19 protein-coding genes are annotated in these 16,563 nt (G+C 37.0%); 2 read left to right on the top strand and 17 right to left on the bottom strand.

Features of this window, described 5'->3' with window-relative positions; translation table 11 throughout:
- Positions 1–164: 164 nt before the first annotated feature.
- Genes FI644_RS18135 through FI644_RS18125 form a run of 3 tightly spaced genes read right to left on the bottom strand, consistent with a single transcriptional unit; the run spans position 165 to position 1,857 of the window.
- Positions 165–350 (bottom strand): capping complex subunit for YIEGIA, encoded by a 186-nt coding sequence (locus FI644_RS18135; protein ID WP_053476821.1) that lies wholly within the window; start codon positions 348–350, stop codon positions 165–167.
- A complete protein-coding gene (locus FI644_RS18130; protein WP_056685428.1) occupies positions 350–1,243 on the bottom strand; it encodes a YIEGIA family protein in 894 nt (297 codons plus the stop codon). The genes FI644_RS18135 and FI644_RS18130 overlap by 1 nt, the downstream gene beginning before the upstream one ends.
- Positions 1,240–1,857 (bottom strand): YphA family membrane protein, encoded by a 618-nt coding sequence (locus FI644_RS18125; protein ID WP_246066967.1) that lies wholly within the window; start codon positions 1,855–1,857, stop codon positions 1,240–1,242. Before FI644_RS18125 ends, FI644_RS18130 begins: the two co-directional genes overlap by 4 nt.
- A 119-nt stretch (positions 1,858–1,976) precedes the next feature.
- On the opposite strand from FI644_RS18125, the gene FI644_RS18120 reads away from it, so the two are divergent.
- Positions 1,977–2,117 carry a YpzI family protein gene (locus FI644_RS18120; RefSeq protein ID WP_075209177.1) on the top strand — a complete coding sequence of 47 codons (141 nt, stop codon included), beginning with the start codon at positions 1,977–1,979 and terminating at the stop codon, positions 2,115–2,117.
- Between the two features lie 285 nt (positions 2,118–2,402).
- Here the strand turns inward: FI644_RS18120 and fni are convergent, their stop codons facing one another.
- The 9 genes from fni to prsW form a co-directional block, all read right to left on the bottom strand.
- Positions 2,403–3,452, bottom strand: a complete 1,050-nt coding sequence (gene fni / locus FI644_RS18115) for a type 2 isopentenyl-diphosphate Delta-isomerase (RefSeq protein WP_053476824.1) — start codon at positions 3,450–3,452, stop codon at positions 2,403–2,405.
- Positions 3,453–3,464: 12 nt separating this feature from the next.
- Entirely contained in the window at positions 3,465–4,604 is a 1,140-nt protein-coding gene (gene rpsA / locus FI644_RS18110) for a 30S ribosomal protein S1 (protein ID WP_053476825.1), read from the bottom strand.
- Between the two features lie 152 nt (positions 4,605–4,756).
- Positions 4,757–5,338, bottom strand: a complete 582-nt coding sequence (locus FI644_RS18105; RefSeq protein WP_056685431.1) for a lysophospholipid acyltransferase family protein — start codon at positions 5,336–5,338, stop codon at positions 4,757–4,759.
- A 3-nt stretch (positions 5,339–5,341) separates the two neighbouring features.
- Entirely contained in the window at positions 5,342–6,016 is a 675-nt protein-coding gene (gene cmk, locus FI644_RS18100; protein ID WP_053476827.1) for a (d)CMP kinase, read from the bottom strand.
- A gap of 123 nt (positions 6,017–6,139) precedes the next feature.
- A complete protein-coding gene (locus FI644_RS18095; protein ID WP_053476828.1) occupies positions 6,140–6,319 on the bottom strand; it encodes a YpfB family protein in 180 nt (59 codons plus the stop codon).
- Between the two features lie 71 nt (positions 6,320–6,390).
- A complete protein-coding gene (locus FI644_RS18090) occupies positions 6,391–7,047 on the bottom strand; it encodes a flagellar brake protein (protein WP_053477578.1) in 657 nt (218 codons plus the stop codon).
- A 106-nt stretch (positions 7,048–7,153) separates the two neighbouring features.
- Positions 7,154–8,503: a germination protein YpeB gene (gene ypeB / locus FI644_RS18085; protein ID WP_142108690.1), complete on the bottom strand. Its 1,350-nt coding sequence runs from the start codon at positions 8,501–8,503 to the stop codon at positions 7,154–7,156.
- A gap of 14 nt (positions 8,504–8,517) precedes the next feature.
- Positions 8,518–9,375, bottom strand: coding sequence for a spore cortex-lytic enzyme (sleB, locus tag FI644_RS18080; protein ID WP_053476830.1), 858 nt, complete (start codon positions 9,373–9,375; stop codon positions 8,518–8,520).
- A 132-nt stretch (positions 9,376–9,507) separates the two neighbouring features.
- Positions 9,508–10,179, bottom strand: a complete 672-nt coding sequence (prsW, locus tag FI644_RS18075; protein WP_053476831.1) for a glutamic-type intramembrane protease PrsW — start codon at positions 10,177–10,179, stop codon at positions 9,508–9,510.
- Between the two features lie 200 nt (positions 10,180–10,379).
- On the opposite strand from prsW, the gene FI644_RS18070 reads away from it, so the two are divergent.
- Positions 10,380–11,357, top strand: coding sequence for an asparaginase (locus tag FI644_RS18070; protein ID WP_142108689.1), 978 nt, complete (start codon positions 10,380–10,382; stop codon positions 11,355–11,357).
- 52 nt (positions 11,358–11,409) lie between these two features.
- Here the strand turns inward: FI644_RS18070 and FI644_RS18065 are convergent, their stop codons facing one another.
- From FI644_RS18065 to FI644_RS18045, 5 genes are all read right to left on the bottom strand, one after another.
- Positions 11,410–12,375, bottom strand: a complete 966-nt coding sequence (locus FI644_RS18065; protein WP_142108688.1) for a YpdA family putative bacillithiol disulfide reductase — start codon at positions 12,373–12,375, stop codon at positions 11,410–11,412.
- Between the two features lie 225 nt (positions 12,376–12,600).
- Complete coding sequence (locus FI644_RS18060; protein WP_053476834.1) at positions 12,601–13,875, bottom strand: Glu/Leu/Phe/Val family dehydrogenase; 1,275 nt, start codon at positions 13,873–13,875, stop codon at positions 12,601–12,603.
- Positions 13,876–14,253: 378 nt separating this feature from the next.
- Positions 14,254–14,826: a genetic competence negative regulator gene (locus tag FI644_RS18055; protein WP_053476835.1), complete on the bottom strand. Its 573-nt coding sequence runs from the start codon at positions 14,824–14,826 to the stop codon at positions 14,254–14,256.
- Positions 14,827–14,936: 110 nt separating this feature from the next.
- Entirely contained in the window at positions 14,937–15,710 is a 774-nt protein-coding gene (locus FI644_RS18050; RefSeq protein ID WP_053476836.1) for a metallophosphoesterase, read from the bottom strand.
- 123 nt (positions 15,711–15,833) lie between these two features.
- Positions 15,834–16,466 (bottom strand): CBS domain-containing protein, encoded by a 633-nt coding sequence (locus FI644_RS18045; RefSeq protein WP_053476837.1) that lies wholly within the window; start codon positions 16,464–16,466, stop codon positions 15,834–15,836.
- Positions 16,467–16,563 lie beyond the last annotated feature (97 nt).

Genomic DNA, 16,563 nt, shown 5'->3' with positions numbered 1-16,563 from the left:
ATCGCTGACGAAGCTTTCCTTGTCCTGTCGCATTGTCGACATTAGTACGTCCTGTACGTCAGGGGTAGGCGCTCCTCCTATAAGCTACCGCTTATACTCGTTTGATGCCTATGCTGCCGAAGTGGTCCTTGTGGAGCTGAATGCAGAAAAACTTGGCAGAGTGGTTAATGTTTCACTATTACATATAATTCTTCATTTAATGCGTGTGCGATTCCGTCAAGAATAGCTTCAAGATTTGCGGCGATCGATTCCATTTCTTCTTTGTTTTCGCAAGAGAATACCGTTGCACCGCTAGGCACCTTCGAAGGATTTGTCGTAATAACTGCGAGTATATATTTTTCCAGCACCATCACGATTGACTCCTTTCTTCGGAAGTATTTCTTTCTGTAGGCATACGAATCGCGTTTTCAAGGGTCGGTACAGCCCCTATGATCTTTAAAGCCTTATCGATATTTTTCTCTTGCGGCAAGACAAATACTCCTACTCTCCCATCATTTAAATCTCGTTTGGCGAGCGGCACAAGTGCAGGTGTACCTGAATCCCGATAAACACCCAATGCAGTTGACACATCATGGAGAATCGCTTGTCTCTGCCCTAAATTGGCAATGGTTGAGCGAGCATTAAAATTCTTTGGTCTAAGAATAAACCCCATTCCATATCTTAAAACTTCTTCTTGTCTTTGCGGAAGTCCGATATTCATTATATAAATGTTATCAACATATAAACCTGCACCATCAAAGCGTGGTTTAACATATTCAACATCTACAATATCACCTATTTTGCCCCCCGACATAAGGACTCTTGAGATTATTAAGGCAATCACTGCAAAGATGAGTCCAACCCAAATATTGAATAGCAAATAACCAAGAACGCTGACAAGAGAAGTAAAGATGACCAAATAATTTCTGCTTTCAAAAGCAATAGCTATTCCTTCGATATACGTCTTTCCTCTAGGAACCATTTCGTAGCTATCTAACTCAGTTAATGTATTTCTTTCCATATTCCGTACCTCTCGAAATTGGGAAGCAGCTAACGTTAGAAAAGTAATCGCTGTAAATTCTTCATTCAGGATAGATGGGATGGCCACTGATCCAAGACCAGCCGCTATAAAACCAAGTGCCGTATGAATAATTTTCCCATGAAGATAGGTGGGATACTGGCGATAGTCAGTCCTTAGCATGTATATTCTTGTTAAAGTGCCAATTGTGATCCCGAATATAATCGGTAATGTATATTCATTCATGATAGTTTTTGTTTCTCCCTTTCCAGTTGATTAAAATGTCTTTCATAGAATGACGCTAATGACTCCATTCCACTCCACAAAACAATGAGTATCGTTGAAAGTGAAAGAACATCTAAGAATGTCAGTGAACCAATTACATAGGGAAATGAATATTTACTTAAAATAAGTGCATACAAAAACTCACCTTGGATTGCCCCAAGTACAACGATATACATTCGATGGATTTTCTTTCCATTTAATACAAAAGACAAGAGCATGAGTATGACAGCAAGCATCCAATTACGAGGAAAAATAAGCCATACCGGATCAAATAGGGCAAATAAATGGAAACAAACATATGCCAGCATAATAATAAAAGAACAAATTAATAAATACATCCTCTTTTTCCAATCTAAACGTGCAGCAAAAGAATATAATGGACAGCATAGTAATAGACCAGCAATCGATAACTCAAAATTGAAAAGCACAACCGTGTATGGAGAGACAATTATTAATAGTAAAAGAAACAATGATAGCATGAGCCTTGAACGACCATTCTTATTCATAAAAAAGGTTGCTATAATCCAAAAAAACCATGATACCCAATAAAAGGTTAATCCTTCCAAAATACTCACCTCCTACTATTCCCATTATGGCTGTCTACTATGTACTTTAATCTTTATCAAAAGAAATAAATAAATTTACGATTAAATTCGCCATACTCGTTCCATGTTAAAGAGAGGGAGGTGTATTTATGGGTAAGGATCGTCAGGAAAGAAAATTAAAACAAAGTAAAAAGGTGGAATCAGATCGTGACCAAGCCCTTCATTATCCTGGAGCTACGAAAATGCAAAGCCCTGAAGAAGCTAGAGATTTGAATAATAATAAACTATAAGAACAAATGCGGAAGCGCCTTCGGAACAATCTTAAACCCGATTGTTCCTGCGGAGATTATTCTAAGAAGCTTTCCTTAGTGCTCACCCCGGCAAGCATAAGACGCGCATCACGGAAAGGTGTAATTTACCTTTCTGGGAGGCTTGGCTTAGCCCCAAGAGGGGGTAGGTGCTGGAGCTGAACGTAGCCAAACTATTCACAAAGTGGTACACAACAGATGATTTTAAATTTTCATTTGCAACAAAAAAAGTTCTCGCAAATGCGAGAACCTTTTTTTGTTAATTTTTTATCTTTGGCTGTATTGCTTTGTATCAATATTTCTTTCATTTAACCAATGATGAGTTTTACCGGAAATAATAATTGGGACTAGTTGAAGCTCTTTTATTGTCCTAACACCAAGTGCGGTCATCATCATCGTAATTTCTCCATGAATGAGATGAAGCTCTTCTATTAGAGCATCCACTCCCTCTTTCATCAGGATTTTCAAGAAATAGCCTGCCACACCGACAGCATCTGCTCCAAGAGCAATAGCTTTTGCTATATCCAAGCTATTCTGTACCCCTCCAGAGCCTAACACTGATAATTCTTTACCCGCAGCTTTAGCTTCTGCAATAGATACAGTGGTTGAAATTCCCCAATCATTAAAAAAGGAAAATGCATTTTCCCGACGATTATTTTCAATCTTAGCAAAATTAGTTCCGCCATACCCACCCACATCTACCGCAGACACACCGATTGAAAGGAGCCTTGATACCGCTTCTTTATTCATACCAAACCCAACTTCTTTTACAATAATTGGGACATTTAAACTTTTCACAATATCTTCAATCCGTGTAAGCGCAGAGCAAAAATTCCGATCTCCTTCAGGCATCGTCAACTCTTGGACAACATTTAAGTGAATTTGCAGCGCATTTGCTTCAATCATATCAACCGCTGTTTTTGCCTGGTCAATTGTTGCCTCACTTCCTAAATTTCCAATCACGATTCCATCCGGATATGTTGTTCGTATTACCCGGTAAGACTCCGATTCTGCCGGGTCCTTTAGTGCAGACATTTGTGATCCGACAGAAATTGCCATCCCCAGTTCTTTAGCAGCAAAAGCAAGGTCTCGATTGATTTCTAACGTACGGGTTCCACCGCCACCAGTCATCGCATTGATAAAAATTGGCGAACTTACGGAAAGTTCGCCAATTTTCGTGTCCAGCTTTACCTGCTCTAAAGAAGTATTTGGCAAGCTTTGATGGATAAAGGTAATATCCTCAAAACCAGCATTTCTTTCCTGCCCAGTTGCTAGAGCAAGCCGTATATGATCCCATTTTCTTTTTGATCTAGACACCATTTATCACCATTATTTTTTTAAATTCTTTAATTGATCCCCAATCATTTCACCGAGCTGGAATCCTTTTGATTCTTCTGGAAGCTCATAGTCAATTACATATTCCTGTTCTCTTTCTTGCAGTTCTTTAATACTTAATGATAATCGCTGATCCTTTTCATTTACATCCAGAACTTTCACTTGAACTTCCTGACCCTCTTTTAATACTTCATGTGGAGTTCCAATATGCTTATGAGAAATTTGTGAGATATGAACTAGACCTTCTACCCCTGGGAATAATTCGACAAACGCACCGTAGGAAACTAATCTTTTTACGACACCGCTAAGTGAACTTCCTTTTGGTGCTTTCTCTGCAATATTGCTCCAAGGTCCAGGCAATGTTTCTTTAATCGATAAAGAAATTCGCTCATTGTCACGGTCAACACTTAACACTTTCACTTGAACCTTTTGTCCTTCTTCAACTACTTCTGATGGTTTATCAACATGTTCATATGAAAGCTGTGAAATATGAACAAGTCCGTCAATTCCGCCAATGTTAACAAACGCGCCAAAATCAGTAATTCTTTGTACGGTCCCCTCAATAATCTGACCAGGTTTCAACGAATCAAGTATTTGATGCTTTTGCTTTCCTTTTTCCTCTTCTACTACTGCACGATGAGAAAGGATTAAGCGGTTCTTATCTTTTTCTAACTCTGCAATCTTAAATGTCATCGTTTTTCCTTTATACTCAGAAAAATCTTCAACAAAAAATGCTTCAACAAGTGATGCCGGTACAAATCCGCGCACACCTAAATCAACAACAAGTCCACCTTTAACAACATCTTTAATTTCTGCTTCAAAAATCTCGCCATTATTAAATTTCTCTTCAAGCTCCTGCCAAGATTTTTCCGCATCTACTTTACGCTTTGATAAGATTAGTGCTTCTTCTTCCACCTTTAATACTTCAAGGTCTAGCTGATCCCCAACTGCAACTACATCACTAGCTTTTTCAACATGAAGACTTGATAGTTCACTAATTGGAATAATTCCATCTAATTTGCTGTCACTAATATCAACGATGACTTGCTTCTCTTCCACTTTCGTAACAAGGCCAGAAACCTTATCGCCAACTTCGAAATTTCTCACATCAACTTGATTCATCTCTTCTGACATATGTATTCCTCCTAATTTAAAATGCGAAAAGTGCTTTAGTTAGATGATGCTAAGATTAAATAGCAACCAAACTGTTATACACCTATTCTATTTTAAAAAAATGCCTTTTATTTAACTTCTTACAAACGACTTCTTTTGTCAAGCAAGAAGGTCTAGCGATGTTCGTCAATCAGTTTGCGAATTTCACCCATAATTATTTCTGTTGTCTCTTCAGCAGAAGCTTTTCTTTCACGTAAATTTTCCATGTCTATCGGTTTTCCGTAAACTACCTTTAATTTTTTAAAAGCCTTGTAAGGACCAATAATTGCACAAGGAACAATAGCTGCATCTGTTCGCAGGGCAAAAAAACCAGCACCTGCTAGCCCTTTTTTTAATTCGCCAGTTTGGCTTCGTGTACCTTCTGGAAACAGTCCTAGAACATGGCCATCCTTTAAAATAGAAAGTCCTTTTCTTAATGCCTCTCGGTCACTCATTCCCCTTTTAACTGGAAATGCATTTAAATGCGGGACGAGCTTCCCGAGAATCGGAACACTAAATAGTTCTTCCTTTGCCATAAAATGAACAGGCCTTGGGGCATTGATGCCAACCACAGGAGGATCAAAATTGTGAATATGGTTTGAACAGAGGAGCACACCGCCTTCTTTAGGAAAATGCTCTCTCCCAATTACTTCAAATCGATAGATAGGTTTTAATACTCCATATACGACCGATTTTGCAAAAGAGTAAAACGTCACGATTCATCCGATCCTTTCATTAGCCAGGTTCATAATTTTTTCTACAACCTGTTCAATCGATAAGGCAGTTGTATCAATTTCAACAGCGCAGTCTGCTTTTTTTAACGGGGCCACTTCGCGTTCAGAATCCAACTTATCTCTTAAAGAAATCTCTTCCTTTAATTTCTCCAAATCAGACGAAAACCCTTTTTGAATATTTTCATTATGTCTGCGAATTGCCCTTTCCTCCACCGAAGCTAAAAGGAAGGTTTTCACTTCTGCATTAGGCAGCACATGTGTTCCGATATCTCTTCCATCCATAACAACACCGCCATTTACTGCAAAGCTTTGCTGTCTTCTAACCATTTCTTCTCTAACCAGTTTATGTTTAGCTACAATGGACACAGAATTGGTTACCTCAGATGTTCTGATTTCGCTTGTTACATCCTTTCCATCTAAGTAAATCAATTGACCTTGATTTCCAGGCTGCAGCTCAATAACTGTTTCATTTAATATTTTCATTAGTTCGTGTTCATCTTCTAAGTTACTATTGTTTAAGATTGCTTTATACGTTAATGCCCTGTACATAGCACCTGTATCAATATAAATATAAGAAAGTTTTTCTGCTACGATTTTTGCAACTGTACTTTTCCCAGCAGCTGCTGGCCCATCAATTGCAATTGAAATTTTATTCGTCATAATGCCTCCTAAAATAACCTTAATGCTCTATTTTAGATTATATTTTAACATATGATGATACAAAATGAGCTTTTTTAATCTTTACTTAAAAATAAAAAGTAAGCAGACAATTTGTCTGCTTACTTATTTCCCTTTAAATGTTTCTAGCAATTCCATGAAATTATTATCTGTCACACCTTCATACTGGCTGATCTGATTTAATTCGGGAAAAGCATTCAATTTGTGAAAAAATATTTGCGTAATAATTAGGAATAAACATTGTATTATGGCAATTTTCACTAGGATTCTTTCAAATGTCTTCATCACAATCGCTCCGCTTTTTTTTTACTTTACGATTAGTATGCGATCATTTTGAAAAAATTATTCCATCATTTTTATTTTAACCCTTTTTTCTTATACGCGAGCTGTCTATCAAAACAAAAACGAAGAAGCATTTGACGGTCACTAGGCGAAGTATCTACAAATTGGACAGAAGCGACAGGCTTTGAATCCTTTTTCTCGAGCACCCTAACTATTTTGCTCTTTAACTTTAAATAATGAATTTCTCCATTTTGCATTGGCAATACAAACAAGTTATGTATCATCATATTTGGTTTAATCACTGATGAATTTTGGCAGATAATCGCTGCTCCGCCAGCACTAATATCCTCTGTTATAGATATCATTGGAGAAAATTCCATATGTATAGGATGCATCGCAACATCGACAGCTGTTTCCACTCTGACAAATTGTCTTCGCTGAATTCTAACTAATTGTTCTTCACCAGGATAGGAAAGAACAATCATTGGAATCTTCTGTTTCACCCTTCTAAGGACTTCCGTTTCAAATAAATACACAGAACCATCCTCAGAAACAAACGTCCCTTTTAATTGAGTGCCATCCATCAAAAATACTGTTTTATTGGTATCCATATTAATCGGGTAATCGATATATATTTTGCTCTCTGACTTTTCAACAATCTTACATTTATATTTTTCAACTTTTTCAGAATGACTAGGTTCTAACAGTAAAACATCACCAATATTTATCATACAGACCACACTTTCTTGTTCAAAAGGATCATCTAGATACTTAATTATGACATGGATAAACAGTTTTGTCATTCATATTAAAAGGAAAAGCCTTGCGGCTTTTCCTTTAAACAACATCATCAAATATTTGTTCTGCATTTTTTAATTTCTCTACTCGTTCTTCATTGCCATCGTCTGCGTTAATAAATACTCGATACGTATCATCCCCTAATGTGCCAAGGAATTCGTAGCAAAGAACTTCTTGATTTATATCATTTATAATAATCGCCATGCCCTCTTCCATGACCTTTACTTGGGGATTAATTTTTGAACGTGCATCTTCTCTAGTTATTACAGGTTTAGGAATATCTCGAACATGATGGGCTCTCAAATAATCCTCTGCTGAAAACCCTAATAATTTTCCATTGTCCAGCGCTATTTTTATCTTTATAGAATCCGGATAAATTCTGATATCATTTTCGTTCGTTACAAATGTAAATACACCTACATTATCATACTGTGCACTTTCAAATAAATCCAAGCTTTCGAACCCATTATCTTTCAAAAATTGTATTGCTTTTATACTAGCATCATTCAGACTGATTACTTGTTTTTTCACATCTCTTGCAAGGATGAACCAGATTGGATAGCCGCCTTTTTTTGTGATATCCATGTTTGCTTCATTCTTTGTTTTGTTGTCTAGAACGGTTACACTGAAGAAGCCATATTTCGATCCATCTCCATTTTCTGTTACCTTTATATTTACATTATTACCGAAGGCAGCATACTTTTTCGCAATATTCTCAGCTTCTTTTTTTGTAATTTCTTTGCCTTCAAGGTATTTGAAATTTTCGTCCTTTTTTTGCATATTTACAAATGCTGGACCAAAATCTGTCTCTCCATAGCCATCAACTGTTTTTTCAACTGTTTTAAACCCGTCAATAATTGTATTATCTGCTGGCTGAGAATCCGTCGCTAATGCCATTTCCACGTCCATCCAGCGAAGATTATTTTTTAACACCATATGCTGTACCTTTCGTAAATCTTGCTGGATTTCTCCAGCCTGTGAATACAATTTCTTCAATGATTGGTATTCCTTCTCAGATAGCGGCTCCTTATCTAAATCCCTTACTGCAGTCTTATAGCTGAAATCTCCAATGCTAGCAAGAAATTCTTCCGTCTTATTAAATGGCAGCAAGGTTAATGGCAGCTGTCCAACATTGGAATGTGCCTCAGATGTAAGTTTCCAAACATCAGCCAATGCTGGCGATAAGGAATTCCGAGAATTCATTGCTAAAGTTGTCCCAATTTTGTCGTGTAAAACATCTATTTGATAGGTTAAATCATGAAAGGCTCGTTGATAATTATTTTCTGCATTGATCAGGATAGCATTCTTTTCACGATGCTCCTGATACCCCCAAAAAGCAGTTCCTGCCACACCTAACGCAAGTACACCAATTAATATTCCTCTAAGCAATATTCTTCACCTCTCTATTTACAAAAAATATGTTTGCCGATCTGTTTTATTTGCGGGCGAGACCAAATCCAGCCGCTTGTAGCTGTATCAGGATTAAAATAATAAAGGGCATTTCCAGTTGGATCCCATCCATTTAAAGCATCCATAACTGCTTTCTTAGCTGTTTCATTCGGTGTTAGCCATATTTGCCCATCCGCTACAGCTGTAAAGGCACGCGGTTCAAAAATAACGCCTGAAACCGTATTTGGGAAGGATGCGCTATCTACACGATTTAATATGACAGCAGCAACAGCTACCTGACCTGTATATGGTTCTCCCCTCGCTTCCCCATAAACGGCATTAGCCATTAATTGGATATCATTTTGAGAAAATCCATTAGGGATGTTAGTTGCTGTTGGTTTCTGCTCGGCTTTTTGGCCGCCGCCATTGTTATTTGCAGGTGCCTTTGGCTTCTCTGCAGATTGCCCAGCAGGCTTTTTCTGCTTTTCTAAATCCACTCCCCCATAATGAGTAAATTTGCTTCCTTTATTTATTTGTTCTTTCACAAATGCCTTATCATACTTTGACGCATCTACAAGCTTTTTCTTCGTTTTTCCCCCTGCCATTCCATCAATATCCAACCCGAATTCATATTGAAAATTCCTTAAAGCCCAATATGTCCCCCATCCAAACACCCCATCAATCTTTCCGTTATAAAATCCAAGATATTGCAGCCTTGATTGAAGTTCAATTACATCATCCCCTACAGCACCTTGCTGAATGACTTGATTTGTAAAGGCTGTTACCTTCCTATCATTTCCGCTAATTGGCACAAACAGCATGCAGAGAGAAATGATTAAAATGACTTTCGTTATAAACAAATTCTTTTTCATGGAATTGTAACCTCCAGTGGAAATCTTTATCTCATTATCTCTATATTTTGTAGTAACTAACTTTTTATGCAATGATGATAGTGATAATTGTGTAATAAAAAAAACTCTTCATTTTTCACAATGAAGAGTTTTTTAATAGTGAAGCTGATTTTCTATATGTTTGGCAGTTAATGCCCGTGCCATTTTAACCTTTCTTAAACCCAGCCACCATAGGAAAATCATAAATGGAAACATAATGAACATCCAGTTCTTTTGCGTTATTAAAATAAAATCATATGTTCCATGAAGAACAAAAGGAAAAAATAAGGATAAAAATATCCATTTGAATTTTTTGGTTGCTGTAAATTTCCCTTTTCCGATATAATAACCCATGATGACACCAAATAAGGCATGACTAGATACTGGTAAAAGCGCTCTTCCTATAGCATGGTCCACCCCGTGGGCAATTAGATAAAATATATTTTCTAAAGTAGCAAATCCTAATGAAACAGAAGCACCATACACAATTCCATCATATGGTTCATCAAACTCTACATGCTGATACACAGCATAAAATAGGATAAACCATTTAAAAAATTCTTCTAGCATACTCGCTGAGAGAAAAGCATTTATAAAACTTGAATGAATCAAGTTTTCCGTTTCAAGTACATACTGAATAAACGCGATTGGAAAAACAAGCAGCGCGCCGAAAAAAAAGGTTTTGAACACCATTGAAATGGGCTCAGAGCTATATTGGTCCTTCAAATAAAAGTAGCTTAATAATGCTAATCCTGGAGCAATCCCCGCAGATAATATTCCAAGCATGAGCTGCCCTCATTTCAATTTTAGTTTTCTTTAATCGTAACATGATATGTAAAGATTGAAAATGATTTTTCAAAATTTGGAATCGAAATGCGAAAAGTGCCATGCATAGCAATGTATGTATTGGAGGAGCCTTAAGTACAACTAGCCGCTGGGCACAGGAGCAAGACAGTCATTTAAATTCAACCTCGGAGGAATGTAAGATGCAGAAGAAAAAGATATTAGTTATCCATACAGGCGGAACAATTTCTATGAGCGAAGATGCCTCTACTGGAGCTGTGAAACCAACCGAAAATAACCCACTGACACAAAAAACAAATGAATTATTAACTTTAGCAGACATTGTCATCGAGGAACCATTTCATCTTCCTTCTCCACACATTACTCCTGTTGAAATGTACGAGCTAAAAAAATTAATTGATAAATATATTGCTTTGAATGAAATTTCAGGTGTAGTCATTACACATGGAACAGATACACTAGAAGAAACTGCCTATTTTCTTCACTTAACCATTGAAACATCCATGCCAATTGTTGTAACAGGCGCCATGCGTTCAAGCAATGAAATTGGTGCAGATGGTCTTTACAATTTAATTTCATCTATTCGCGTTGCCTCTTGTGAAGAGGCAAAGAACAAAGGAGTTCTTGTTGTTCTTAATGATGAGATTCATACCGCAGAAAATGTAACTAAAACCCATACAAGTAATGTTTCCACTTTCCAAAGCCCACAATATGGACCTATCGGAATTGTCACGAAGAGAGGGGTATTTTTCCACCATCTACCGACTGTAAATGAATATTATCAAATTTCCGGAATATCAAAGAAGGTCGCATTAATTAAAGCTCATGCTGGAATGGATTCTACTCTTTTATGGGCGATAAGAGATTTGGAATATCATGGTGTAGTTATCGAAGCTCTGGGACAGGGCAATTTACCGCCTGCTACTGTTGATGGGATTAAAGCACTGATTGAAAAAAATATCCCGATCGTTATCGTTTCCCGCTGTTTTAACGGGATTGCTCAGGATGTTTATGGATATGAAGGCGGCGGAAAACATTTAAAAGATTTTGGGGTTATCTTTTCTAATGGGTTGAATGGACAAAAAGCAAGACTAAAACTCCTAATTGGACTAGAGAGCTCACAAAACATAATGGATATAGAGAAAATATTCCAAGTTTAATCGTTTGAACGAAAAGAAATCGGCCATCCAGCTGATTTCTTTTCGCTTACATTTATTGCTTATTTTTAATCGCTTGTGCAATAAGTCCTCCATGGAAACGTCCATTTTCAATAAAAATTTCATTCGCATTGTTTCCTGCAGCTATCACTCCGGCGATATAAATGCCTTCTATATTTGTTTCCATCGTTTCACCATTAAATAAGGGTCTGCCTGATTTATGGTCTATCTGAACACCCATCGCTTCTAAAAAACGATGATCAGGGTGATAGCCTGTCATTGCAAATACAAAATCATTCTTAACCTCGAAATCTCGCCCTTCTTTTGTATAGATGACTTTATCATCAAGAATTTCTTTCACATGTGATTGAAACGCCATTCGGATCACCCCATTTCGAACGAGTGAATCAAACTCTGGCAATATCCAAGGTTTAATGCTTGGAGAGTATTCTTTTCCCCGGTAAATGACTGTTACCCTTGCCCCAGCCTTAACCAATTCTAACGCGGCATCTACACTGGAATTCTTTCCTCCTACAACAACAACATCTTTATCAAAATATGGGTGGGCTTCTTTAAAATAATGGAACACCTTTGATAAATCTTCACCTGGAATATTCATAAAGTTCGGATTGTCATAATATCCTGTTGCAATAATCACATGACTTGCTGCATATTGATTCTTGTTTGTCATGATTAGAAAATCATTTCCATCCTGCTTTACTACTTTGGTAACCTTTTCATATGCATTCACCTTAATATTTTTTCTTTTAACCACTTCACGATAATAGGTTAAAGCCTCATTTCTTCGAGGCTTATATTCAACCGTTATAAAAGGAATGCTCCCTATTTCTAACTTTTCACTTGTACTAAAAAAAGTTTGATGTGTTGGATAATGGTAGATCGCATTCACAATATTACCCTTTTCAATAATTAAAGGATTTAGCCCAATCTCCTGCAGTGCAATGGCTGCAGCAAGCCCACATGGACCTCCCCCAACGATAATGGCATCTTCTTTATACATTTTTTTACTCCTTTAATTGTTATACTTCATTACAAAACCGTGTTTTCGTAAATAGTTTTGCTGCTAATTAAATATAGCGGTAGATGTTGACTTACGCTTCAGTCAACTTTGTATTTTTTCAACAGTCGTCCTTCATATGACAAAACAATACTTTTTAGATAAGAGTCTTCAAAAAATCCCCTATCCATTAGGATAGGGGATTTTTTGAAAATATTCAAATACACTTTATACCCAACCGCGGAATCTTGATGCTTCAGCCATTTTTCTAACACCAACCATATAGGCAGCTAAACGCATATCTACTTTGCGGGATTCAGCAGTTTCATAAATATTTTCAAAAGATTTGACTAAAATCTTTTCCAATTTTTCTTCAACTTCTTCTTCAGACCAGTAGTACCCTTGATTATTTTGAACCCATTCAAAATAGGATACTGTTACTCCACCTGCAGAAGCTAATACATCTGGAACTAACAAGATGCCTCGCTCAGTCAAAATTTGTGTTGCCTCTAAAGTAGTTGGCCCATTTGCAGCCTCAACAACAATCTTAGCTTTTATGTTATGAGCATTTTCATCTGTAATTTGATTTTCAATTGCTGCTGGAACTAATATATCACACTCTAATTCCAAAAGCTCTTTATTAGTAATTGTATCATTAAATAAATTCGTTACGGTTCCGAAGCTATCGCGACGGTCAAGTAAATAATCGATATCCAAACCGTTTGGATCATGTAATGCACCATAAGCATCTGAAATACCAATTACTTTTGCTCCGGCATCATGTAAGAATTTAGACAAGAAACTTCCTGCATTCCCAAATCCTTGCACAACCACTCTTGCACCTTTTAAATCAAACCCTCTTCTTTTAGCTGCTTCATTAATGCAGATAGTTACCCCTTTTGCCGTTGCAGATTCACGGCCATGAGATCCACCTAGAACTAAAGGTTTCCCAGTAATAAACCCTGGTGAGTTAAACTCATCCATTCTGCTATATTCATCCATCATCCATGCCATGATTTGTGAGTTAGTAAAGACATCTGGTGCAGGGATATCTTTCGTCGGGCCAACGATTTGGCTAATTGCACGAACATACCCACGGCTTAGCGCTTCTAATTCACGGAAGGACATGTTTCTTGGATCACATACAATTCCGCCTTTTCCCCCGCCATAGGGAAGGTCCACAATTCCACATTTTAAACTCATCCAAATAGAAAGTGCTTTCACTTCTTTCTCTGTAACACCTGGATGGAAACGAATACCACCTTTAGTTGGGCCAACTGCATCATTATGCTGCGCCCGGTAGCCAGTAAAGACTTTCACAGTTCCATCATCCATCCGGACTGGAATTTTCACTGTCATCATCCGAAGTGGCTCTTTTAAAAGCTCAAACACTTCATCTGAATATCCTAGCTTCTCCAATGCCTTGTGAATGACAGTTTGAGTTGACTTTAATACGTCAAGTTTGTCTTCTTTATTCGTTTCAGTACCATTATTGGCTACCATTAGTAAACCTCCTAGAAATCTCTTTCATTTGTTGTCCGCTTTCATGACATAGTATACACCTTTGTTTAATTTATGCAAGATGAAAAAAGGTTTTTTTTGCATTTTTCGATAATTTTATGTAAACGCTCTCAAATACGAAAACCACAAGCGCCTTGATCATCGCCTTACAAACTGGAGGGAACAACTGCAGCGATAAAGGAAACACGTTGAGCGTGAGCAAACCGAGGTTGACTTATCGGAGGAAGGAGACCTGAAGTTTGATAGACGATAGACTGCTTGTGCTAGACAGCTGCCAAATTCTAAAATGTTATACTTATTCTTTTAAGAATTTAAAAACAGGGATATATGTTTAAGAGGAGAGTGCTATCTCTCCCCTTTTCAATGAAAATACTTGATAATTGTTTCAATGGCATGATCCTTGATAACTTCTTTTCCATATTCCTGCAATGTATGAATACTTACTAATGATGGATTTCCATATTCAGCAAGGATCGCAATAAGCTTGTTTAATTCATTCGGGTCGTTTAGCCCGAGGTGAATATAATATTTATTATGAAGAGCATATAGTGAACCAAAATTCATCGGAATCGTGCATAACCTTTTCGTTAGCTGGATTACATATTCAAATTCCTCAAATTCAAAAAGAATATCCTTGCCCTCTATAATTAATTGCATCTCGATAAAGCCGTCTTCAAAGCTATCTTCCTGCTCTTCTTCCATCGTAACGATCATAATCATTCCTTGTGCCTGCATAGAAAATATCTCAACTGCAACAGACCCTTGAAATTCCACACCAAACTCATCACTTGCTTCCTCAAGCATTTCATGGAATAGCTGATGCCATTTCATGGAATCTTTCCATATATCTTCTTTCGTCAAACCTCTTTCTGATAAATCATCTAACGTTAGAAAAATTTTGATTTTATTATAATTCAATCGTTCTAAGCGCATGTAAATGCCCCCTGCCGTGAACCAACTCTTTTGTTTAGTATATGAGAGCAATTAATGTTTGTGAGTCGTCCACCCATATACTAAATGGCGCTTATATTTTTTAAGCCATATTATCCTCTTTTTAAGGTAATTAGATGGGTTTCCGCTTTGGCACCTAATCTAAGCGGGAGAGCAGTTGTTCCATACCCATTACTTATTAACAGTGTCGTCTGTTTCATTTTTTTTAGTTTTCCTTTTTCATATGGACTGTATCCCAGAATATGAATTTGCCCCCCGTGGGTATGTCCACTTAAAACAAGTCGTATCTGATGTTCGCTTTTTATTTTGCTAACTACTTGCGGATTATGGCTTACCAGGATTTTGAAGCCCTCATCAATGCCTGCATCTGCTAATGCAAGGTCAAATCGATCTCTTTTCAAGCTTATATCATCAATTCCCATAAAAATCAGCCGTTCGCCTTCTGCTGATTCAAAAAAAGCAGCCGTATTATCGAGAATTTTCACACCACAATCGAGCATTAGTGCATCTAAATACCGATAATCCACCTCATAATCATTATTGCCCCATACAAAAAGAACATCCCCGAGCGTCTTCAATTTGAGGAGGTTTTCTTTTACTCTTTCAAAAGGAACACCTTTCTCTGCTAAATCGCCGCCAATAATTACAATATCCGCTTTCGAACGCTGAACTTCTTGAATAATATGATCCGAAATAACTCTTTTATGTATATCAGAAATAAAAAACAGCTTTACTTCACCAAACGTTTCGGGAAAATCAGAAAAAGTAATCTCCTTATAAATGACACGATTAGCAAAGGCCTCCTTTACCATATAAATAATCAGTCCAATTACTAAGATAAATACGACTAAGAACAAATATCCCATATTTCCTCCTGCTCAAAATTCCTAGCTATTTTCAGTCTTTAGAAATAATACCATAATCGAAACAAAAAAATCCCCTCCCATTATAATTGTGTGAGAGGGGGTGCCCATTATTCCTCTTTAATGCTAGCTTTCCTTTACATCAAGAACACGAAAACCTGATCCTTCAAGCTTTTCAATAAACTTGTCAATGTTGTCTTTCTTCTCGATTTTCATGACGATTCTTCGAATAAGTCGATCCGTTTCATCAAAAGTAACGAGAGAGATAATTTGTTCGTGGAACTGCTGGGAGATATCTGCTAAACGTGCCAGTCTTCCCTCTGTTTCAGATGAAGTAAAAGCAATTCGAATGCCTGGCTTATTCATTCCAAAAGCAGATTGAAATTGTGCAAGAACGTCATAACGTGTCACGACCCCCAAGAACTTAAGACTGTCATCCAACACAGCAAGCAATGGGAAATCTTTCAAATCAATAAGGGTATGTTCAAATATTTCATCCCCACGTAAATAATGTTCTTTATGAGTTGCAATTTGCTTCACTTGTGTATTCTGTAAATAATCTTCCTTCGTTTGTTCAGCTTTAAAATAATTTTCATAAATTCCGTATCGTGTAACAATTCCAACATAGGAATCCCCATCTAAAACTGGTAACCCATCAATTTGATGTTCTTCTAATTTTTCAAGGGCCTCCTTAATTGTCTTGTCGTGATCAATCGTATAACTCTTAAACTTTGGAATCATGACGCTTTTCACAAACATATTTATCACCTCAAAGTATTATTTACAGCTACAAATTTATTATTCCACACGAAACAGCAAAACCCTTCTTAAAATTTAACATGAAAGCAAAATTTTA

Source organism: Cytobacillus solani, assembly GCF_006704205.1.
Classification (GTDB): Bacteria; Bacillota; Bacilli; order Bacillales; family Cytobacillaceae; genus Cytobacillus; species Cytobacillus solani.
Note: the sequence above shows the minus strand (reverse complement) of the source record. Positions and strands in the feature narration are given on the sequence as shown.